4 protein-coding genes are annotated in these 24,348 nt (G+C 69.5%); all 4 read left to right on the forward strand.

Translation table 11 applies throughout. The features are described 5' to 3' along the window. The first annotated feature begins 55 nt into the window (after positions 1 to 55). Positions 56 to 787: a thiol:disulfide interchange protein DsbA/DsbL gene (locus IEQ11_RS12420; RefSeq protein WP_228464382.1), complete on the forward strand. Its 732-nt coding sequence runs from the start codon at positions 56 to 58 to the stop codon at positions 785 to 787. A 35-nt stretch (positions 788 to 822) separates the two neighbouring features. Beyond that, positions 823 to 1,746: a cysteine synthase A gene (gene cysK, locus IEQ11_RS12425; RefSeq protein ID WP_036107472.1), complete on the forward strand. Its 924-nt coding sequence runs from the start codon at positions 823 to 825 to the stop codon at positions 1,744 to 1,746. Between the two features lie 44 nt (positions 1,747 to 1,790). Next, the gene (locus IEQ11_RS12430) at positions 1,791 to 9,347 is read left to right on the forward strand and encodes a non-ribosomal peptide synthetase (RefSeq protein ID WP_191820623.1); all 7,557 of its coding nucleotides are present in this window, start codon (positions 1,791 to 1,793) and stop codon (positions 9,345 to 9,347) included. A gap of 63 nt (positions 9,348 to 9,410) precedes the next feature. After that, complete coding sequence (locus tag IEQ11_RS12435) at positions 9,411 to 24,065, forward strand: non-ribosomal peptide synthetase (protein WP_191820624.1); 14,655 nt, start codon at positions 9,411 to 9,413, stop codon at positions 24,063 to 24,065. The last annotated feature ends 283 nt before the right edge of the window (positions 24,066 to 24,348 follow it).

Below are 24,348 nucleotides of genomic sequence, written 5' to 3' on the forward strand. Positions count from 1 at the left end.
GACCCTGCCGGGACAGACAGACACGATCGGATATTCACTCATCGAGGACGACCCCATGAAGCACGCAGTCATTGAACAAGCAACCAACGGCGAAGCCGGCAACAGCGCGAACAAGACGGCGCCATCGAGGCGAACGCGCCCGCGCGGCGCGCTCGCCTGGGTGATGATCGTGGCGCTGATCGCTTTCAGCCCCGTCGCACCGGCGCGACAAGCCGCGCCCGTGGCAGGGAACGACTACGCGGTCCTGGCCAAACCCGTGCAGGCCTCGCCCGGCCCCGGCATCGAGGTCGTGCAGGTATTCAGCTATGCCTGCGGCGCCTGCGCGAAGTTCGATCCGGCGATGGAAGCGTGGCGGCGCAAGCTGCCGCGCGGCGTCCGCTTCCAATACGTGCCGGCGGTGTTCGGCGGCGCCTTCGATGCCGGCGCCAAGGCCTATTACGCGGCCGCGCAACTGGGCGTCGTGGACAAGACCCACGCGGCGATCTACCGCGCGGTGCATGTCGAGCAGACGTTGACCGGCGACAGTCCCGATCAGATCACCGACGCCTACGCGCGGCTGGGCGTGGACCGCGCGCGCTTCGCCAACGCTTACGCCAGCAGGAAAACCGACGAGCGCGTGCAATGGGCCAGGTCCTACGCGATCGCCGCCGAGGTCGACAGCACGCCCACGATCATCGTGGCCGGCAAGTACAAGGTCGCGCCGAAACCCGGCGCGGCGCCCGAGGCGCTGCTGGCCACGGTCGACTATCTGATCAGGGTCGAACGCACGGCGCGCGCGAAGCGTTGAACGCCGATCCGCACGGACGCAACGAGGAGAGACCCTTGTTATACGACTCAATCCTGGACACCGTGGGACGCACGCCGATCGTCAGGATCAACCGGCTCGCGCCGGCCGGCGTCGACATCTACGTCAAGGTGGAGGCGCGTAATCCCAGCGGTTCGATCAAGGACCGGATCGCGGCATCGATCCTCGACGACGCGCTCGCACGCGGCGCTCTGCGCCCGGGCCAGGCCGTGGTCGAGGCCACCTCCGGCAACGCCGGCGTCGCCCTGGCGATGGCCTGCGCGGTGCGCGGCTACCGCTTCGTGGCCTTCATCAGCGATAACTACTCGGTCGAGCGGCGGCGCCTGATGCGCGCGTACGGCGCGGAGGTCGTGCTGACTCCAGCCGCCGAAGGCGCGATGGGCCGCAGCCGCGCGGCGCGCGAATACGCCGAGCGCACCGGCGCGTACTTCGCCGACCAGTACGCCAATCCGGCCAATCCGGCCTGTCACCGCGACAGTACCGCGCGCGAGATCCTGCAGGCGTTCGCGCAGCGGCGGCTGGACTGGTTCGTATCGGGCTGGGGCAGCGGCGGCACCTTGAGCGGGGTAGGGGCGGCGTTGAAGGCCGCGCGTGCCGACGTGCAAGTGGCGGCGGCCGAACCGGCGCGCGCGCGCGTGCTCGCCGGCCACCCATGGACCGCGCACGAAATCGCCGGCTGGGCGCCGAATTTCATGCCCGCGGTGATGACGCCGGAGGTGGTCGACCGGACCGTGGCGGTGGAAGAGGACGAGGCGCGCGAGGCCGCGCGCGAACTCGCGCGCCAGGAGGGCCTGTGCTGCGGCATTTCCTCGGGCGCGGCGTTCGTCGCGGCGAGAAAGATCGCGTCGCGGGCGCCGGCCGGCAGCGCCGTGCTGACCATCCTGCCCGATACCGGCGAACGCTATCTGTCCACCTCGCTGTTCGACAGCGCCGACGCCTGAGTCGGACCCGCATCTCTCCACGCCACGCAACCGCAAAGCCCCCGATGACCGACGACACCCTCAGCCTGGAAGAACTCAAGCGTAAGGTCCTGCAGCGCGCATTGGACAAGCGCATGCGCGAGGCCGCGCCCGCGCCGGCAGCGATCGCGATCGCCGAACGCGGCGAAGGCCTGCCGCTGTCGTTCTCGCAGCAGCGGCTGTGGTTTCTGGACCGGCTGGAACCGGCCAGCGCCACCGCCTACCTGCTGCCGGTGGCGCTGCGCCTGAGCGGCACGCTGGACCGCGTCGCGCTGCGCGCGACCCTGGATCGGATCGTGGCGCGGCACGAAGTCCTGCGTTGCGCCTTCGTCGAACGCGACGGCGCGGCCCGCGCGCAGCCCGCGCCGGCCGACATCGGCATACCGATGCGCGAGGACGATCTGAGCGGATTGCCGGTTGAAGATCGCCAGGCGCGGATGCGGGCGATCGTCGCGCAGGAATGCGCCATGCCGTTCGATCTCACCCGCCCGCCGCTGGTGCGCTGCCGGTTGTTGCGGCTGGACGAACGCGAGCATGTCGTGATCCTGGTGCAGCACCACATCGTCTCCGACGGTTGGTCGCTGGGCGTTCTGGTCGGCGAGATCGCGGCCTTGTATCAGGCCTCTCGCCTTGGCGCCGCCGATCCGCTGCCGCCGCTGCCGTTGCAGTACGGCGACTACGCCGCATGGCAGCGCGAAATCGACGACGGCGCCGCGATGCAGGCGCGGCTGGACGCATGGCGCGCGCGCATAGGCGATGCGCCAGGATTGCTGGCTTTGCCCTGCGATCGCCCCCGACCGCCCCAGCAGAGCTTCGCCGGCGCGGCGGTCGCCGTGGCGCTGCCCGCCGCGCTGTCCGCGCGCGTGCGCGAGTTCGCGCTGGCCTGGGATGCGACCGCGTTCAACGTGCTGCTTGCCGCCTGGTCGGTGCTGCTGTCGCGGCTGAGCGGTCAACGCGATCTCGTGGTCGGCGTCTCGGCGGCCAATCGCGGGCGCAGCGAGGTCGAAGGGTTGATCGGATTTTTCGTCAACACCCTGGCGCTGCGGGTCGACCTGCGCGACGCGCCCGACGTGGCGACGCTGATGCAGCGCACCCGCGAGACCCTGTCGTTCGCCTACTCGGCGCAGGACGTGCCGTTCGAACGGGTGGTCGATGCGGTGCGACCCGCGCGCAGCCTCGCGCATGCGCCGCTGTTCCAGGCCATGTTGAATTTCGACAACACCCCGGTCGCGGCGCTGGACCTGCACGAGCTGCGGGTCGAGCCGGTCCGCCTGGAGCAGGCCGCGACCCATTTCGACCTGACCCTGGCGCTGAGCGACGACGGCGAATGCATCCACGGCCGGCTGGAATACGCCACGGACCTGTTCGACGCCGACACCGCGCAGCGCTGGGCCGGCCACTTCCTCGCCGTGCTCGAATCGCTGACCCAGGCCGCGCCGTCGACCGCGGTGGATGCGCTCGATGTGCTGGGTCCCGGAGAGCGCACGCGGCTGCTGCGCGACTTCAACCGCACCGACACCGTGTTCGCGGAAGAACTGTTGATCCACCGGATGATCGAAGCGCAAGCGCGCAGGACGCCGCAAGCGGTCGCGGTGGAGTTCGAGGGCGCGCAGCTGAGCTACGCGGAACTGGATGCGCGGGCCAATCGCCTGGCGCGTTACCTGCGCGCGCGCGGATGCGGCCCGGACGTGCTGGTGGCGATCGGCATGGAACGTTCGCTGGAGATGGTCGTGGCCCAACTCGGCGTATTGAAGGCCGGCGCCGCGTTCCTGCCGCTGGATCCGTCCTATCCGCTCGACCGTCTGGCCTACATGCTCGAGGACGCGCGTCCGCGCATGCTGCTGAGCCAGGCGCGGCTGGCACCGATGTGGCCGGCGCAGCCATCGCGCGACAGCCTGGCCCTGGACACGCAATGGGACGAAGTCGAGGTCTATCCGTCGACGCCGCTGGAGGCGACCGCCGAGGCGCCGACTGAACTGACGCCCGATCACCTGGCGTACGTCATCTACACCTCCGGTTCGAGCGGTCGGCCGAAGGGCGTCATGGTGCATCACCGCGGCATCGCCAATCACATGAGCTGGTTGCGCGCGCGGTACCCCATGGATACCAGCGACATCCTGATCCAGAAGACGCCTTTCAGCTTCGACGCCTCGATCTGGGATTTCTTCAGCGCGCTGATCTGCGGCGCGCGTCTGCTGGTCGCCGCGCCCGGCCGCCATTTCGATGCCGACTACCTCGTCGACCTGATCCTGCGCGGCGGCGCGACCCGGCTCAAGCTGGTTCCGACCTTGCTGCGCGCCATGCTGGATCATCCGCGCTTCGGCCAGTGCACCAGCCTGCGGCAGGTGTTCTCCGGCGGCGAGGCGCTGCCGTACGAACTCGCCCAGCGCTTTTTCCAGGTGTTGCCGGGCACCGAACTGTTCAACCATTACGGACCGACCGAAACCTCGGTCAATGTCTGCTACGCGCGTTGCCGGCCTGACGATCCGGGCGCGCGCGCGCCGATCGGCTGGCCGATCGCCAACACGCGTTTCTACATCGTCGATGCGGCGATGCGTCCGGTGCCGGTGGGCGCGCCGGGCGAACTGCTGATCGGCGGCGTGCAGGTCGCGCGCGGTTACCTCAACCGTCCGGATCTGACCGACGAGCGTTTCGTCGCCGATCCGCTGGATCCGGCCGGCGGCCGCGTCTATCGCACCGGCGACCTGTGCCGCTGGCTCGACGACGGCAGCGTGGAATACCTCGGGCGCAACGATCAGCAGGTCAAGATCCGCGGTTTCCGCATCGAACTGGGCGAGATCGAAGCGCAACTGCTCGCGGCCGCGGGCGTGCGCGAAGCGGTGGTGGTGGCGCGCGCCGGCGAAGCCGGCGAAAGCGGGCCAGGCGATGCGAGGCTGGTGGCCTACGTCGTTGCGCACGATGGCGCCGAGCCCGATCCGTCGGCATTGCGCGCCGGACTGGTCGCGAGCTTGCCCGACTATATGGTGCCGGCGGCGATCGTGCGGCTCGCGGCATTGCCGCTCACGCCCAATGGCAAGCTCGACCGAAACGCGCTGCCGGCGCCGGATCGCGGCGCGATGGCGGTGCGTGGCTTCGTGCCTCCGAGCACGCCGACCGAGCAGCAAGTGGCGGCGCTATGGCGCGAACTGCTGGGACTGGAACAGGTCGGACGCGACGACGGTTTCTTCGAATTGGGCGGGCATTCGATGCTCGCGATCCGAATGGTGGCCAAGTTGCGTGAGCATGGCGCCGCGGTCGACGTGCGCGCCGTGTTCGCCGCGCCGGTGCTGCATGCGTTCTGCGCCCAGCTCGATGCCGGTGTCGGCCGCGCGGCGAGCGTGGTCGACGATGGCGGCGTTCCGAAGGACGCGGTGGCGTTGCACCCGGACATGGTGCCGCTCGCGGGCCTGTCGCAGGCCGAGCTCGACAGCATCGCCGCGCGGGTTCCGAACGGCGCGGCCGGCATCCAGGACATCTATCCGCTCGCGCCGCTGCAGCAAGGCATCTTGTTCCATCATCTGGCGGAAGAGGTCGGCGATCCGTATCTGTCGACGTTCGTGCTCGGCTTCTCGGACCGGCGCGGACTGGAGCGCTTCGTGGAGGCGCTGCGCACGGTGGTGGCGCGTCACGACATCCTGCGCACCTCGATCCACTGGCAGGGGCTGGCGCAGCCGATGCAGGTGGTGCATCGCCAGGTCGATCTGCCGCTGCACGAAGCGGCGGTGCCGGCGGGCAAGGACACGGTCGCCTGGCTGTCGCGCATCGCCGATCCGGCGACGGTCCGCATCGCGCTCGATCGCGCGCCGCTGATCGCGCTGCACGCCGCGCCCGAGCGCGCCGGCGATGATGCCGATGATCGGGGCGGTGATCGGGCCAGTGGAGAGTGGCGGCTCGCGCTGGTCAATCATCACCTGATCAGCGACCACGTCACCCTCGAACTGATCCTGCGCGAGGTCGCCGCGTTGCTCGACGGCCGCGCCGCGCAGCTGCCCCGGCCAGTGCCGTTCCGCCAGCATATCGCCGCGATCGCCGCGCAACCGGCGCAGGCGCACGAGGCCTACTTCACCCAACTGCTGGGCGATGTCGATGCGCCGACCGTTGCCTTCGGCGTGGACACGCTGCGCGGCGGCGCGTCCGGGCTGCATGAAGCGCGGCGCGCATTGTCGGCGCAGCTCGCCTCACGCATCCGCTCCTGCGCGCGCACGCGCGGCATCGCGCCGGCCGCGCTGTTCCACGTCGCCTGGGCACAGGTCGTGGCGCGCTGCAGCGGACGCGACGAGGTCGTGTTCGGCACCGTGCTGTCCGGGCGCATGGGCAGCGATCGCGCGGACGAGATGATGGGGGTGTTCATCAACACGTTGCCGTTCCGCCTGCGGATCGACCGGCGCGATGCAGGCACCGCGGTCGACGCGGCGGTCGCGCAACTGGCGGCGCTGCTGCGGCACGAGCATGCGCCGCTGGCGCTGGCCCAGCGCTGCAGCGCGGTGCCCGCGCCGCAACCGCTGTTCACCACGCTGCTCAACTACCGCCACACCGTGTCTCTGGCCGAACCGGGCCCGGGCGGCGCCGACTGGGACCGCATCCGCGTGTTGTTCATGGAAGAGCGCACCAACTATCCGCTGTCGATGTCGGTCAACGACGAAGGCGACGGCTTCACCCTGGTCGTGCACTGCGCGCGCGAGATCGACCCGGCGCGCACCATCGGCCTGCTCGATCTGGCGCTCGACGGTCTGACCGAAGCGCTCGCCGACGGCGCCGCGACCGGCATATGCGATCTCGAGGTGCTTCCGGCATCCGAGCGCGCGCTCATGCTGGAGCAGTTCAACGCCACCACCGTCGATTACCCGCGCGGACTCACCGTGCACGGCCTGTTCCAAGCGCAGGCCGCGCGCACGCCCGATGCGGTCGCGGTGGAATACGAAGGCGAAACCTTGAGCTATGCGCAACTCGAGGCCGCCGCCAACCGGGTCGCGAACCGGCTGAGTTCGTCCGGGATCGGGCCGGAGGCGCGGGTTGCGATCTGCGTGGAGCGCTCGCTGCATCTTCCGGTCGGCCTGCTCGGCATCCTCAAGGCCGGCGCCGCGTACGTGCCGCTGGACCCGGCGTACCCGCACGAGCGCTTGAGCTACATGCTGGAGGATTCGGGCGCGGCGGTGCTGTTGATGCAATCGGCCCTGGCGAAAAAACTGCCGCAACTGGCGGCCGCATGCGAGCGGGTCTGGCGCCTGGACGAGAGCGGAGAGTGGTCCGGCTACGGCACGCAGGCCGCGCCGGTGCCGGCGCTGACCGAGGCCAACCTGGCCTATCTCATCTACACCTCCGGATCGACGGGACGCCCGAAGGGAGCGATGAACCAACACGACGGCGTGGTCAATCGCCTGCTGTGGGCGCGCGATCATTTCGGCGTCGACGCGGGCGATGTGGTGCTGCAGAAGACCTCGTTCGGCTTCGACGTGTCGGTGTGGGAAATCTTCCTGCCGCTGTTGAGCGGAGCCAGACTGCTGCTGGCGCGGCCGGGCGGACAATCGGATCCGGCCTACCTGTCGCGCACGATCGGCGAGCGCGGCGTGACCATGGTGCATTTCGTTCCCTCGATGCTGCAGGCCTTTCTCGATGCGGGCGATGCCGAGGCCTGCAGGGGACTGCGGCAGGTGCTGTGCAGCGGCGAAGCGCTGTCGGCGCGGCTGCAAAAGCGCTTCCGTCAATGGCTGCCGCGGGTGCAGCTGCATAACCTGTATGGACCGACCGAAGCGGCGGTGGACGTGGCCTGCTGGGCGTGCGAAGAACAGGCGCCCGAGTCGGTGCCGATCGGCCGGCCGATCGCGAATACGCGCATGTATGTGCTCGACCAGCGACACCGGCCGGTCCCGCTCGGGGCGACGGGCGAGTTGTATATCGGTGGCGTGCAGGTCGGCCGCGGCTATTGGAATCGTGCGCAACTCACCGCCGAGCGCTTCCTGCCCGATCCGTATGTCAGGCAAGGACGGATGTATCGCACCGGCGATCTGGGCCGCTGGCGCGAGGACGGCGCGCTCGAATATCTGGGACGCGGCGATTTCCAGGTGAAGATCCGCGGCTATCGGGTCGAGCCGGGCGAAATCGAAACCTGCCTGGCCGCGCATGCGGGTCTGGACGATGTGCGCGTGGTCGCCCACGACTTCGGCGACGGCGATCGCAGACTGGTGGCCTATGCGCAGCCGTCGGCGCGCAACGCCGCGGTGGCGCGCGCGATGGCGGCGTTGGCGGCGCATACCGACACGCAGACGCTGGAGTTGGACGGCCTTGGCGAGGTGTTCCATCTCAACACCAGCGAAACGCGTTTCCTGCACGAGGAGATCTTCGGCGGCGACGCCTATCGCCGCCACGGCGTGAGGCTCGACGACGGCTGCTGCGTGTTCGACGTCGGCGCGAACATCGGCATGTTCGCGATGTACGTCGGCGCGCATTGCCGCGGCGCGCGGATCTTCGCGTTCGAACCGATCCCGCAGGTCCATCGCATCCTGCGCTTGAACGCCGAACTGCGCGGGCTGGATGCGACCGTCTACGATTGCGGCCTGGCCGCGGCACCGGGCGAGGCCGACTTCATTTTCTATCCGCACAACAGCATCGTCTCCAGCAGCGTGCTCGATGCCGATGTATCGCGTGGGGTAGTCGAGTCCTATCTGAGTTCGTCCTCGGTCGATGCCTCTGGCACCGGCGAAGATCTGCGCGAACTGCTGGACGAGCGCATGCAGGGCGAACGGGTGCGCAGGCCGTTGCGGACCTTGTCGCAGATCATCGGCGAGCACGAGGTCGCCCGCATCGACCTGCTGAAGGTGGATGTGGAAGGCGCGGAGCTGGAGGTGCTGCTCGGCATCGACGCCGCGCATTGGCCGCGCGTGCGCCAGGTGGCGGTGGAAGTGCACGACGTAGACGGACGGCTGGCGCGCGTGCGCGATCTGCTCGCGCATCACGGTTTTGCCGTCGCCAGCGAGCAGGATGCGGCGCTGGCGGGAACCGCGTTGCACAACGTCTATGCCATCCGTCCCGAGGCGCCATCGCCGCGCGAAGAACCGCGCACGCGCTCGGCCCAGGCGGCGCGCTGGAATGGACGCGGCGCGCTCGAGCGCGACCTGCGCGAGCACGTCGCGGTACTGCCCGAGTACCTGCGCCCGGCGCATTACGTCTTCGTCGCGCGGCTGCCGACCACGGCCAATGGCAAGCTGGATCTGAGCGCGTTGCCGGCGCCGGGACGCGGCCCCGCGCTCGCCGGCCGACGCGAGCCGCCGGCCGATCGAAGCGAACGCGAGCTCGCCGGGCTGTGGAGCGAATTGCTCGGCGTCGCCGAGGTCTGCCGCGACGACGACTTCTTCCTGCTCGGCGGCCATTCGCTGTCCGCGCTGCAGCTTGCGCTGCGGGTCCGCGAGCGCCTGGGCATCGCGCTGACGGTGCGCGACGTGTTCGCGCATACGACGCTCGCCGCGATGGCGGCCGCGGCGACCGAGAAAGGGCTGGCGGCATACGACGCTCGGGCGGTGGAAGAGGCCAGCGCAGGGCTCGACGGGCTCAGCGAGGAAGAACTGCTGGCGCTGCTGGACGAGTAAACGCCGTGCCCGATGGGCGAAACGATGGACGTGCGGGACCGACCACGAAATGGAATCCAGGTAATGACGCAGAATCGAGACGATGCAGGCGACAACGGGCAGCGGCAGGATGGCGACGATAGCGTCCGCGGCGAGCACGCGGGTGACGGCGGGGCGGACCAGGGCGGGGCGGGCGAGCATGCGGCGCGCAACCGGCTGGACGCGTTGCGCCGCGCGGTCGCGCTCAAGCGCTTGCGCGCGACCTCTGCACAGACCGACGCCGATGCGACGGGCATCGCCCGTATCGATCGCGACGGCGCGCTGCCGTTGTCGTGGGGCCAGCGCCGGCTGTGGTTTCTGCACCGGCTTGGTGGCGCGGGCGGCGATGCGTACCGGATCGGCGCCGCGCTGCGCCTGCTCGGGCCGTTGCGCGGCGACGCGCTGCAGGGCGCGCTGAGCGATCTGACGGCGCGGCACGAGATCCTGCGCAGCCGCATCCTCGACCGCGACGGCGAGCCGGAACTGACGATCGCTGAAGCGGACGATTTCGCGCTCGCGCAGTCCGATCTGTCCGGCGTTGCCGACACCGGCGAACGCGAATCGCGGCTGCGCGAGCTGTGCGCCGAAGAGGCCGCAATGCCGTTCGATCTGCAGCGCGAAGCGCCGATGCGCGCGCGCCTGATCCGCCTCGCCGAAGAGAACCACGTGCTGGTGATGACCCAGCACCATATCGTTTCCGACGGCTGGTCCATCGGCATCGCGGTGCGCGAGCTCGCGGCGCTGTACGCCGCGCGCCTGGACGGCGCGCCCGATCCGCTGCCGCCGTTGCCGCTGCAATACGCGGATTTCGCCGCGTGGCAGCGCGGCCGTCTGCGCGGCGACGGCTTCGACGCCGCCTTGTCGGCCTGGAAGCAGGCGCTGGACGGCGCGCCGATGCTGTCGACGCTGCCCGGCGACTTCGCGCGCTGCGCCGTGGCGCGTCATCGCGGTGCGCGCGTCGTCATCGGCTGGCCGCAAACCGTCAGCGCCGCGGTGCGCGCGCTCGCTTCCCGCTGCGGCGCCACGCCGTTCGCGGTGATCCTCGCGGCGTGGAATGTGTTGTTGGCGCGGATGAGCGGCCAGCGCGACCTGGTCGTCGGCATGCCGGTCGCGCATCGTCCGCGCACCGAACTGGAAGGCCTGATCGGTTTCTTCGTTGACACCTTGCCGGTGCGGCTGCGGTTGGACGACGGCATCGGTGCCGGGCGCCTGGTGCGGGCCGTGCATGATGAACTGCTGGCCTGCTTCGAGCGCCAGGAGGTGCCGTTCGATCGCATCGTCGACGCGGTGCGTCCGCAACGCGCGCTCGGCCACGGTCCGCTGTTCCAGACCCTGGTGTCGTTGAACAACACGCCGTCGGCGACGCTGCAACTGGGTCGCCTGCGCATCGAAGACTTCCCGCTGGAGCAGCAGACCGCCAGCCACGACCTCGTGCTGAATCTGAGCGAGACCGCCGATGGCCTCGTCGGCAGCCTGACCTACGATGCCGATCTGTACCGCCACGCCAGCGTCGAGCGCTGGGCCGACTACCTGCAGCGGCTGTTGCTTGAGATGGCGCGCGATCCCGCCGCGCCGGTCGATACGCTGGCGCTGCTTCCGCCGTCGGAGCGTTCGTTGCTGCTGGAAGAGTTCAACGCGACTGATCGCGTCTACCCGCCATTGCCGACACTGCATGCCGGCTTCGAGGCGCAGGCGCGGACGGCGCCGGACGCGGTGGCGGTGGAGTTCGAAGGCTTGCAGCTGACTTACGGCGAATTGAACGCCCGGGCCAATCGTCTTGCGCATACGCTGTTGGCGCAGGGCGTGCGTCCGGACGATCGGGTCGGATTGTGCGTCGAACGCAGCCTGGCGATGACGATCGGTTTGCTGGGGATCCTGAAGGCCGGCGCGGCCTACGTGCCGCTGGATCCGTCGCTGCCGGAGCAACGGGTGCGGGCGATGGTGACCGACTGTCGGCCGCGGCTGGTGCTGGCCGATGCGGCCGGCGCGCAGCTGCTGGAACAGCTATCGGAAGCGGTGTTGCGACTGGACGAACCCGAATCGTGGTCGCTGGTCGAGACCGACCCGGATGCGCAGGCGCTGGGTCTGAAACCCGATCATCTGGCGTACGTGATCTACACCTCCGGCTCGACCGGCACGCCGAAGGGCGCGATGAACCAGCACGACGGCGTATGCAACCGTCTGCAGTGGGCGCGCGAAGTGTTCGGTTTGAGCTCGCAGGACACGGTACTGCAGAAGACGCCGTTCGGTTTCGACGTATCGGTCTGGGAGTTCTTCCTGACCTGGACGGTGGGCGCGCGGCTGGTGCTCGCGCGTCCGGGCGGTCATCAGGACCCGATGTACCTGAGCGAACTGATCGAATGCAGCGGCACGACCGTACTGCACTTCGTGCCCTCGATGCTGGATGCCTACCTGCGGCATGCACGCGAAGGCTCGCTGTCGGGCGTGCGCGCGGTGCTGTGCAGCGGCGAAGCGCTGAGCGGCGAATTGCGTGATCGCTTCCTGTCGACGTACCCACAGGTGGAACTGCACAACCTGTACGGCCCGACCGAGGCGGCGGTCGACGTGACCTGGTGGACCTGCACGGCCGGCGAAAGCGGCGCGGTGCCGATCGGACGTCCGGCGCCGAACGTGCGGATGTATGTGCTGGACGGCGGCCTGCGGCCCGTGCCGCTGGGCGCGGTCGGCGAGCTGTACATCGGTGGCGTGCAGGTCGGTCGCGGCTATTGGAATCAACCTGAGTTGACGTCGCAGCGATTCATCGACAGCCCGTTCGTAGCGGGCGATCGGCTGTACCGCACCGGCGACCTAGGCCGCTGGCGCGAAGACGGCGCGCTGGAGTATTTGGGGCGCAACGATTTCCAGGTGAAGCTGCGCGGCTTCCGGATCGAGCTGGGCGAGATCGAAAGCGCGCTACGCCAATGCGATGGCGTGCGCGAGGCAGTGGTGTGCGCGCATGCCGACGGTAGCGGCGAACCGCGACTGGTGGCCTACATCGAAGGCGAGCCGTTGCAGGTAGCGGAATTGAGACAAGCGCTCGGCGCGCGACTGCCCGAATACATGGTGCCGGCGTTGTACGTTGCAGTGACCCAATGGCCGCTGAGCGCGAACGGCAAACTCGACCGCAGCCGTCTGCCGGCGCCGGACTCGGCGGCCTACGCGCAGCGCGACTACGCCGAGCCAGAAGGCGAGGCCGAACAAGCACTGGCGCGGATCTGGTCGCAGGTGCTGAACGTGCCACGCGTCGGGCGCCACGACAATTTCTTCGAACTCGGCGGCGATTCGATGCGGATCCTGCGGCTGGTCGAACCGCTGTCGCGCGAAGGCTGGCGATTGCAGGTCGGCGACGTGTTTTCCGCGCCGGAACTGGCTGCGCTGGCGCGATGCATGACGGTAGATGACGCTTCGGAGCCGGCCGTCGCCGTACCGCCGAACCTGATTCCCGCCGACGCCGAGCGCATCGAGCCGCACATGCTGCCGCTGATCGCCTTGTCGCAAGCGGGCATCGATGCGATCGCCGCGGCCGTGCCGGGTGGCGCACGCAATATCCAGGACATCTATCCGCTCGCGCCGCTGCAGGAAGGCATCCTGTTCCACCATCTGCTGCAGGCCCAGGGCGATACCTACCTGCTGCGCGCGGTGATCGGGTTCGACAGTCGCGCGCGCCTGGACGGGTTCTTGCGCGAACTGCAGGCGACGATCGACAGCCACGATGTGCTACGCACGGTGGCCTGCTGGGAAGGCGTGCCGGAGCCGGTGCAGGTGGTGCTGCGCCGGGCGTCGTTGCCGCTGGAAGAGATCGCGGCGGTGCCGGGCCAGACGCCGCGGGCGACGCTGGAAGCGCATACCGACCCGTCGCGGCTGCGCCTGGACCTGCGCCAGGGCCCGTTGCTGCGCGCCTACGCGATAGCGGACGAGGGCGGCGAATGGCTGCTCGCCCTGGTCAACCATCACTTCATCAGCGACCACATCACCCTGGCGGCGGTGGTCGATGAAATCGCCATGCGTCTGGCGGGGAAGGGCGCGCAGTTGCCGGCCGCGGTGCCGTTCCGCGAGTTCATCGCGCGTACCCGGCTGAGCGGCAGCGCCGATCACGAAGCCTACTTCCGGCGCACGCTCGGCGACGTCGAAGAACCGACCGCGCCGTTCGCGATTGTGGATGTGCGCGATGCCGGCGCGGCCGCGACCGAGGTGCGTCACTCGTTGCGCGAAGAGATCGCGCTGCGCCTGCACCGGCTGGCGCGCGCGCGCGGCCTGCCGCTGTCGGCGTTCCTGCATGCGGCTTGGGCGATGACCCTGGCCGCGTGCACCGGCCGTCGCGACGTGGTGTTCGGCTCGGTGCTGTCGGGGCGCATGCGCGAGGCCGGCGCGGCGCGCGCGCTCGGCGTGTTCATCAATACCTTGCCGCTGCGCATCGCGCTCGAGGGCGTCGATGCGAACGCGTTGGTCGAACGCACGCGCCAGGCGCTGGCCGAGTTGCTGCGCCATGAGCAGGCCTCGCTCGCGCTGGCCCAGCGCTGCAGCGGGGTCGAAGCGCCGTTGCCGTTGTTCACGGCCTTGCTCAACGTGCGCCATGCCGGGTCGGGATCGGAACTCGAATCGGAGCTCGGTCCCGAAGCGAATACGGGTCTGCAAGGCTTGCGCGTGCATGCCGGGCGCGAACGTTCCAACTATCCACTGACCGTGTCGGTGGATCTGGCCGGTCAGGCGATCACCCTGGTCGCGATGTGCGCGCCGGGGATCGATTCGGCGGCGATGGCCGAACGTTACGCCTACGCGATCGAACGCCTGCTGGCGGCGGTCGAATGCGATGATCCCACCCCCGCGCATGCGCTGCCGGTGTTACCGCCGCGCGAGCGCGCGCGGCTGGTGGACGCGTTCAACGCGACCGCCGCGCCGTACCGACGCGACGACCTGATCCATGCCGGCTTCGAGCGCCAGGCGCGCCTGCGTCCGGACGCGATCGCGCTGATCGCCGACGGCCGCACTTGCGGTTACGGCGAGCTCAATGCGCGGGCCAACCGGATCGCCCATCGTCTGTTGGCCATGGGCGTGCGCCCGGGCGAGCGCGTGGCGATCTGCGCCGAGCGCGGCGTGCCGATGGTGGCGGCGCTGCTGGGCATCCTCAAGGCCGGCGGCGCCTATGTGCCGCTGGACCCCGCATACCCGCCCGATCGTCTGGCCTACATGCTCGAAGACGCCGCGCCGGTGGCGCTGGTGGCCGATGGTTGTCTGCTCGACGATCCCGGCGTGCTCGGTCAGGCCGCGCTCGATGCGAACGACCCGCCGATGCAGGTGCTGCGCCTGGACGACGAGCGCGCACTGGCCGGCTATTGCGATCGCGATCCCGATGCGGCCGCGCTCGGCATCGTCTCCGACCAGCTCGCCTACGTGATCTACACCTCCGGTTCGACCGGCCTGCCGAAGGGCGTGATGGTGCAGCATCGCCCCGCGATCAACCTGTTCGAATGGGTGGAGCGCAGTTTCGGCGTGGGCGCGGACGATACGCTGCTGTTCACCACCTCGCTGTGCTTCGATCTGTCGGTGTACGACTTGTTCGGCATCCTCGCGGCGGGCGGCCGGGTGCGCGTGGCCACGCGCGAGGAGGTCGCCGACCCGCGCGCGCTGGTCAGGATCCTGCGCGAAGAACGCATCACCTTCTGGGACTCGGCCCCGGCGGTGTTCGCCCAACTCGTGCCGTACCTGCACGATGGCGTGCAATCGCCGTGGTTGCGGCTGGCGTTCTTCAGCGGCGACTGGATCGCGCTGGAACTGCCCGACGCGGTCCGCGCCGCATTCCCGAACTGCCGGCCGATCGGCCTGGGCGGCGCCACCGAAGCGGTGGTGTGGTCGAACTACTTCCCGATCGGGCGCGTGGATCCGGCCTGGCCGAGCATTCCCTACGGACGACCGATCCAGAACGCGCGCTATTACGTGCTCGATGCCGACCTCAACCCGGTTCCCGAAGGCGTGCCTGGCGATCTGTACATCGGCGGCGAATGCCTCAGTGCCGGCTACTTCCGCCGTGAGGCCCTGACCGCCGAGCGTTACCTGTCCGATCCGTTCCTCGCCCACGATCCGCAGGCGCGCATGTACCGCACCGGCGATCGCGCCCGCCATCGCGGCGACGGCGAGCTGGAGTTCCTCGGCCGCCTCGACAGCCAGGTCAAGATTCGCGGTTTCCGCATCGAGCTGGGCGAGATCGAGGCGCAGTTGCTCGATGCGGGCGATGCGCATGCGGCACTGGTCGAGGTGCGCGAGTTCGCGCCGGGCGGCCGCCGGTTGGTCGCCTATGTCGTTCCGGTCGATCCGGCCGCGTGGTCGGCCGCGGCGACGCGCGACCGTCTCGCCGCGCGCTTGCCGGATTACATGATGCCGTCGGCCTTCGTCGTGCTGGACGCATTGCCGTTGACCTCCAACGGCAAGGTCGATCGCGCGGCGTTGCCGATGCCGGAAGGGCAGGATGCGGTGGTCCGCCGCGCCTATGCGGCGCCGCAAGGCATCGAGGAGACCATATTGGCTGAGGCCTGGGCGGCGGTACTGGGGATCGACGCGGTCGGACGTCACGATTCGTTCTTCGAACTGGGCGGGCACTCGCTGTCGGCGATCGCGCTGATCGAGCGCCTGCGTCACGGCGGCCGCGCGCTGGACGTGCGCGCGGTGTTCGATACGCCGGAGCTGGCGCGGATGGCGGCACGACTGCGCGCGCTCGACAGCGCGCAAGCGTCGGACGCGCTCGCGGCCGATACCAGCGGCATCGCGGTGGACGCGGCGCGGATCGAGCCGCAGATGCTCGACCTGGTGACGCTGGACCAGGCGCGCATCGACGCGGTCGTCGCGGCGGTCGACGGCGGCGTGGGCAACGTGCAGGACATATACCCGCTGGCGCCGCTGCAGGAAGGGATCTTGTTCCATCACCTGCTCGGCGGCAGCGGCGACGCCTATCTGCTGCGTACCGTGATCGCGCTCGACAGCGACGCCCAAGCCGATGCGTTCCTGGAGGCGTTGCAGGCGGTGATCGACCGTCACGACATTCTGCGCACGGCGCTGCACTGGGAGGGCGTGGAGGCGCCGTTGCAGGTCGTGCGACGGCGGGCGGCCTTGCCGCGGATCGACCACGGCCGCATGGCCGATGCACAGGCCGCCACCGCGGCCCTGCTGGCGGCGACGGATCCCGATCGTATCCGCCTGGATCTGCGCCGGGCGCCGCTGCTCGCGGCCCATCGCGTGCACGTGGCCGACAGCGGCGAATGCCTGCTGGGATTGCTAGCCCATCACGCGGTCTGCGATCACGTCACCCTGGCGATGATGATGCGCGAAGTGCTGGCCTTGATGTCCGGCGAAGAGCTGTCCAGGCCGCTGCCGTACCGGCGCTTTATCGCGCACACGCTGTCGGTGCCGCGCCAGGCGCACGAAGCGTATTTCCGCGCCCGCCTGGCCGACCTCGCCGAACCGACCTTGCCGTTCGGCGCGACCGACGTCCGCGGCGAAGGCAGCGCATTGCGCGAAGCCACCGTGAGTCTGCCGAGCGCATTGTCCGAGGCCCTGCGTGCCCGCGCGCAGCGCATCGGCGTGCTGCCCGCGGCGCTGTTCCATCTGGCCTGGGCGAGGGTGCTCGCGGCCTGCGTGGACCGCGACGACGTGGTGTTCGGCACCGTGCTGTCCGGGCGCCTGCAGGGCGTGGCCGGGTCCGACCGCGCGCTCGGCGTTTTCATCAATACCTTGCCGGTGCGGGTGCGGTTGAACGACCCGGGTATCGGCGCGGACGATGCCGCGAATGGCGACGCGGCCTTGCGCGCAATGCAGGACGAACTCAACGCGTTGCTCGCGCACGAGCAGGCGCCGCTGTCGTTGGCGCAGCGCTGCAGCGCGGTCCCGCCACCGACGCCGTTGTTCAGCAGCCTGCTCAATTATCGCCGGGGCGAAGCGGCCGACGCGCGCGCCGCCGAGGCGCTGGCGAGGCAGGGCATGCGTCTGGTCGCCGGCGGCGAGCGCACCAATTACCCCATCGCCATCGCGGTGGACGACACCGAAGAAGGGTTCTCCATCCTCGCCCAGTGCTCGCATTCCGCCGCCGCGGCGGATCCGCGGCGTCTGATCGGCTATCTGCGCACCGCGCTGGAAGCGTTGGCGAGCGGCCAGTGCGTGGACGATGTGCTTCCATCGTCGGAGCGTTCGTTGCTGCTGGAAGAGTTCAACGCGACCGATCGTGCGTATCTGCCGTTGCCGGCATTGCATGCCGGCTTCGAGGTGCAGGCGCGAACGGCGCCGGACGCGGTGGCGGTGGAGTTCGAAGGCTCGCAGCTGACTTACGGCGAATTGAACGCCCGGGCCAATCGTCTTGCGCATACGCTGTTGGCGCGGGGCGTGCGTCCGGACGATCGGATCGGATTGTGCGTCGAACGCGGCCTGGCGATGACGATCGGTTTGCTGGGGATCCTCAAGTCCGGCGCGGCCTACGTGCCGCTGGATCCGTCGCTGCCGGCGCAGCGGGTGCGGGCGATGCTGGCCGACTGTCGGCCGCGGCTGGTGTTGGCCGATGCGGCCGGCGCGCAGCTGCTGCAGCAGCTATCGGACGCGGTGTTGCGACTGGACGAACCCGAATCGTGGTCGCTGGTCGAGACCGATCCGGATGCGCAGGCGCTGGGTCTGAAACCCGATCATCTGGCCTACGTGATCTACACCTCCGGCTCGACCGGCACGCCGAAGGGCGCGATGAACCAGCACGACGGGGTGTGCAACCGTCTGCAGTGGGCGCGCGAAGTGTTCGGTTTGAGTTCGCAGGACCGGGTACTGCAGAAGACGCCGTTCGGTTTCGACGTATCGGTCTGGGAGTTCTTCCTGACCTGGACGGTGGGCGCGCGGCTGGTGCTCGCGCGTCCCGGCGGTCACCAAGATCCGGTATATCTGAGCGAACTGATCGAATGCAGCGGCACGACCGTGCTGCACTTCGTGCCGTCGATGCTGGATGCCTATCTGCGGCATGGGCGCGAAGGCTCGCTGTCGGGCGTGCGCGCGGTGCTGTGCAGCGGCGAAGCGCTGAGCGGCGAATTGCGTGATCGCTTCCTGTCGACGTACCCACAGGTGGAACTGCACAACCTGTACGGCCCGACCGAGGCGGCGGTCGACGTGACCTGGTGGACCTGCACGGCCGGCGAAAGCGGCGCGGTGCCGATCGGGCGCCCGGCGCCGAACGTGCGGATGTATGTGCTGGACGGCGGCCTGCGGCCCGTGCCGCTGGGCGCGGTCGGCGAGCTGTACATCGGTGGCGTGCAGGTCGGTCGCGGCTATTGGAATCAACCTGAGTTGACGTCGCAGCGATTCATCGACAGCCCGTTCGTAGCGGGCGATCGGCTGTACCGCACCGGCGACCTAGGCCGCTGGCGCGAAGACGGCGCGCTGGAGTATTTGGGTCGCAACGATTTCCAGGTGAAGCTGCGCGGCTTCCGGATCGAGCTGGGCGAGATCGAAAGCGCGCTACGCCAATGCGATGGCGTGCGCGAAGCGGTGGTGTGCGCGCATGCCGACGGTAGCGGCGAACCGCGACTGGTGGCCTACATTGAAGGCGAGCCGTTGCAGGTAGCTGCGCTGAGACAGGCGCTGGGCGCGCGATTGCCCGAATACATGGTGCCAGCGCTGTACGTTGCAGTGACGCAATGGCCGCTGAGCGCGAACGGCAAGCTCGACCGCAGCCGTCTGCCGGCGCCGGACTCGGCGACGTACGCGCAGCGGGACTACGCCGAGCCAGAAGGCGAGGCCGAACAAGCACTGGCGCGGATCTGGTCGCAGGTGCTGAACGTGCCGCGCGTCGGACGCCATGACAATTTCTTCGAACTCGGCGGCGATTCGATACGCAGCATCGCCGTGGTCGCCAAGGCGCGCGAGCACGCGATGGAATTCTCCATCGCCGATCTGTTCCGCACGCCGACCATCGCCGAACTCTCGCTGGGCGTGCGCGCGGTCGAAGTCTCGGCGGAGCGTCCGCAACCCCGCGCACTGACGGCCGCCGATGCCGCGCGTCTGCCCGATGGGATCGAAGCGGCTTATGCGGCGACCCTGCTGCAACAGGGCATGATCTTCCATGCCCAACTCGCCCGCGCCGAAGGCGCCTATCACGACGTTTTCAGCTACGAACTCGAATTGCCCAGCTGGAGCGAAACGAGCATGCGCGAAGCGCTCGACGCGGTGACGCGCCGTCATCCTGCGCTGCGTACCGGCTTCGTCCATGGCGGCTACAGCGAGCCGCTGCAGCTCGTGCACGCGCTGGCGCGGGTACCGCTGGAGGTCGTCGATCTGCGCGCCCAGGACACCGACGCGCGCGCCGCCACGGTTGCCGCGTTCGTCGCGCGCGAGCGCGGCCGCGATTTCGATCTCGAACGGCCGCCGCTGTGGCGGGTGTTCGTGCACCTGCTCGATGAGCGTCGCATCCAGTACACGATGAGTTTTCACCACGCGATCCTGGATGGATGGAGCGTGGCGCTGATGCAGACCGAAGTGTTTACCAGTTACCTGCGCGCGCTCGCGGGCGGCGATGCCGTTCTGTCGGAGCCGCGGCCGCTGCAGGTGTCGCCGGCCGACGCGGTCGCGCTGGAACAGGCGGCGCTGGACGATCCGCGCCAAGCGGCGTTCTGGCGCGCCGCGCTGGAGGGCTTCCAGCGCGGCGTGCTCCCGGCTCATGACGGCAGTGCGCACGCACCGGGCGGTTACCACGCCGAAGCGCTAGAGATCCCCGAGGACCACGAGCGGGGCCTGCGTGATCTCGCCAACACCTTGGGCGTGCCGGTGCGGACGTTGCTGCTGAGCGTCCACCTGCGTGTGCTGGCCTCGCTGTGCGGCAGCCGCGACATCACCACCGGGCTGGTCTCCAATGTCCGGCCCGAAACCGCCGACGGCGACCGCGCGCTGGGACTGTTTCTCAACACGCTCCCGTTGCGCGCGCAGATGACGCCGGGCCGCTGGCGCGACCTGGTGCTCCGGGTTCGCGAGGCCGAGCTCGGCGCGATCGAACATCGCTACTACCCGTACTTCCGCCTGCACCGCGAGCAAGGCGGTGAGCCCTTGTTCGAGACGATCTTCAACTACGTCAACTTCCACGCCTACGACGCCCTCGAGAACGCCGGGCTGCGGTTGCTGGGATCGCGCGTCCACGAATGGACCGGTTATCCGCTCGACGTATCGTTCTCGCATACCGGCGGACGTTTGCTGCTGCAGGTGATCGTGGATCCGGCGCGACTTTCGCCGGCGCAGGCCGGGCGCATCGCAGGGTACTTGCGCGACGCGATTGCCGCGTTGGTGGCTCGATCCGATGCCGATCACGCCGAGTACCGGCTGTGCGCGCCCGATGACGCCGAGCGGCTGCGAGCCTGGGAGCGCGGTCCCTCATTGCCCGACGACGACGCGCCCGCGACCGTTCACGCTGGCGTGGAAGCGCGCGCGCGCGCGTGCCCGGACCGCGATGCGATCGTCGATGGCGACCGCACCCTGAGCTACGCCGAGCTCGATGCCGGCGCCGGACGCGTCGCCCGGCGCCTGCGCGCGCTCGGCGCGGGGCCCGGACGCTACGTCGCGCTGGTCATGGGCCGCGGCGTGGACCAGATCGTCGCCATGCTCGGCGTGTTGAAGTCCGGCGCCGCGTACGTGCCGATCGATCCGGTCTACCCGGATGCGCGTATCGCCGACATGCTGGCCGACTGCCGCCCGACCGTGGTGATCGCGCAGGACGCCATCGCGCAGCGGTGGGGCAGGGTCGCCGGCGACGTCGATGCTCCGCTGCTGATCATCGAAGACGCCTGCGCGCCCTCTGACGCGACGGATGCCTTGTGCGACGGCGGTGCCGCCGCGTTGGCGTCCGATGCCGCCTATGTGATCTACACCTCCGGTTCTACCGGACGCCCCAAGGGCGTCGTGGTCGAACATCGCAACGTGGTCCATCTGATCCGCAACCACCTGATCCAGTGTGGGCTGGTCGCCGCGGATCGGGTCATGCACTACGCGTCTTGCAGTTTCGACACCTCGGTCGAGGAGATCTTCCCGGCCCTGTGGGCGGGCGCGACGATCGTGGTGCGACCCGCGACGCTGGTCGTGCCCGATGCGGATTTCGAACAGTTCCTGCGCGACCAACGGATCAGCGTGGCCGATCTGCCGACCGCGTTCTGGCATCGCTGGGTGCAGGCGTCGGCGCGAGGTAATGGCGAGGGTCCAGCGATGGGGCCTGACCTGCGCCTGGTGGTGGTGGGCGGCGAGAAGGCCGAGCCCGCGGCGCTGGCGCAATGGCGCGCATTGCCGGCGTGCGCGGCGACGCGCTGGCTCAATACGTACGGCCCAACCGAAACGACCGTGTACGCCACCGCCCATGCGCTGGACTGCGCCGCCACGCCCCGCGCCTGGGACGGCGGCATCGGCCGGCCGATCGCCGGCGTGCATGTGCGCATCGTCGATGCCTACGGCCAGGTCGCGCCGGTGGGCGCGGCCGGCGAACTGTGGATCGGCGGCGACGGCGTGGCCCGCGGCTATCTCGACCGTCCGGCGCTGACCGATGAGAAGTTCCTGCGCGATGTCGATGGATTGTGCTGGTATCGCAGCGGCGACATCGCGCGTTGGCGCCACGACGGGCATCTGGAATTCCTCGGACGCGACGACGGCCAGACCAAGCTGCGCGGCTATCGCATCGAACTGGGCGAGATCGAGGCGGCACTGCTGGCGTGTCCGCAGGTGCGCGACGCGGCCGTGACGGTGCGCAGGGACGGCGACGGCGAGCCCCGCATCGTCGCCTACGTGGTGCCGGTCCCGGGCGAAACCATGGACACGCGCGGCCTGCGCGACGCCCTGGCCGCGCAGCTGCCGGAGTACATGCTGCCCGCGGCGTTCGTCGCGCTGGAATCGATTCCGCTGCTGGCCAGCGGCAAGCTGGACAAGGCCGCGCTGCCGGCCCCGAGCGGCACCGCCGGCCTGGCGGCCTATGCCGCGCCGGCCGCGGGCGTGGAGTCGGCGATCGCCGCGATCTGGTCGGACATGCTCGGGGTCGAACGGGTCGGTCGCGACGACCATTTCTTCGAACTCGGCGGTCACTCGCTGATGATCGTCGGCATGATCGAGCGACTGCGCGAGCAGGGCATCGCGCTGGACGTGCAGACCGTGTTCGCGGTTCCGCGACTGGCCGAACTGGCCGCGCGCGCGCTGCAGGCATCGACCGCCGATGCCGACGTCGCATCGGCGCCGTCCAATCCGCTGCAGGCCGGCCCGCAGCGCATCGTGCCCGCGCTGTTGCCGCTGGCGGACATGGATCAGGCCGACATCGACGCGCTGGTCGCCGCGGTGCCGGGCGGCGCGGACAATATCCAGGATGTGTACCCGCTGGGAACCCTGCAGACCGGCATCCTGTTTCATCATCTGATCCAGCGCGAAGGCGATCCCTACCTGCTGCGTTACGTGGTCCGCATCGACGGGCGCGCGCGCCTGGACAGCCTGCTGGCCCACCTGCAGCACGTGATCGACCGCCACGATGCGCTGCGCACCGGCGTGCATTGGCAGTCGCTGCTGCAACCGGTGCAGGTGGTCCAGCGCCGCGCGCAGTTGCCGGTGATCGAACTGCAACTGGACGCCGCCGAAGACGGAACCGAACAGATGTTCCGCCTCACCGATCCGCGCGTGGCGCGCAAGGACCTGCGCGTCGCGCCGCTGCTGGAAGCTCGCTATGCGCGCGATCCGGGCGATCGTTTGGATGGCTGGCTGCTGGCCATCCTGGTGCATCACATGGTCAGCGATCACGTCAGCCAGAACCTGATCCTGGGTGAGGTCGATCTGCTGCTGCGCGATCGCGCGGACTTGTTGCAGCCGCCGGCGCCGTATCGCGACTTCATCGCCGCGCAACGCTTCACCTCGGCGGACGAACAGCGGCGTTACTTCGAGCAGCGTTTCGCCGATTTCGTCGAACCGACGATCGTGTTCGGCGTACCCGAGGTGCGCGGCAGCGGACACAGCGTGGTCGCGGTGCATGAGCCGGTATCGCCGGTCCTGGCCGCCGGCGTGCGCGCGAACGCGCAGCGGCTCGGGGTCGCGCCGGCCGTGCTGTTCCACATCGCGTGGGCGCGCTGCCTGGTGGTGCTGAGCGGCAGCGGCGATGTCGCCTTCGGTACCGTGCTGTCGGGCCGCCTGCAGGGCATCCGGGGTTCCGGTCGGGCGATGGGGGTGTTCATCAACACCTTGCCGGTCCGGTTCCGCCTGGACGGCTTGAGCCTGCGCGCGGCGGTGGAACTGGCGTTCGGCGAATTGAGCGCGATCCTGCGTCATGAGCAGGCGCCGTTGGCGCTGGCGCAGCGCTGCAGCCCGACGGGTTCGCGCTCGCCGTTGTTCAACACGCTGTTCAATTATCGCCACAGTCCGATCGGCGATGAGCAACAACTGGCCCGTGCGCGCGAGACATGGCAGGGCATCGAGCTGGTCCTCGGCGAGGAGCGCACCAACTACCCGGTCGCGGTCTCGGTCGACGATCAGGGCGCCGGCCACGGCTTTGTGGTCAGCGTGCAGTGCGTGGCGGGGATCGATCCCGCCGCGGTGTGCGCGATGATGCAGACCGCGATGGCGAATCTGGTCGCCGCGCTCGCGAGCGATCCCGAGCGAGCGCTGTCGTCGATCGCGATCGATGCGGAGTCGGACGGCGACACGTCGGCGGCCGTCGCGGACAACGAGGCAATCGCATGAAAGAAACAACCGGCACGATGATCGTGCTGCACGAGCGCGCGGCGCCGCCGATCGCGATCGCATCGGCGGACGCTACCGTCGCGATCCGGGTACCGGGCCACGGCGAGGCGACCACCTTGCCCGGCATGGCCAAGGCGATCCTGGCCGAGTTGCACGAGCGCGGCGTTCACGCCGCCTGCGTGCTGGTCGGTCTGGGCGACCGCGCCGGCGTATTCGCCCAGGCGCTCGCGCTCGAAATGCTCGGGCGCGATCTGCCGCTGCGTTGCGTGGCGGTCGTGCCCGA

Source organism: Lysobacter capsici (assembly GCF_014779555.2).
Taxonomy (GTDB): Bacteria; Pseudomonadota; Gammaproteobacteria; order Xanthomonadales; family Xanthomonadaceae; genus Lysobacter; species Lysobacter capsici.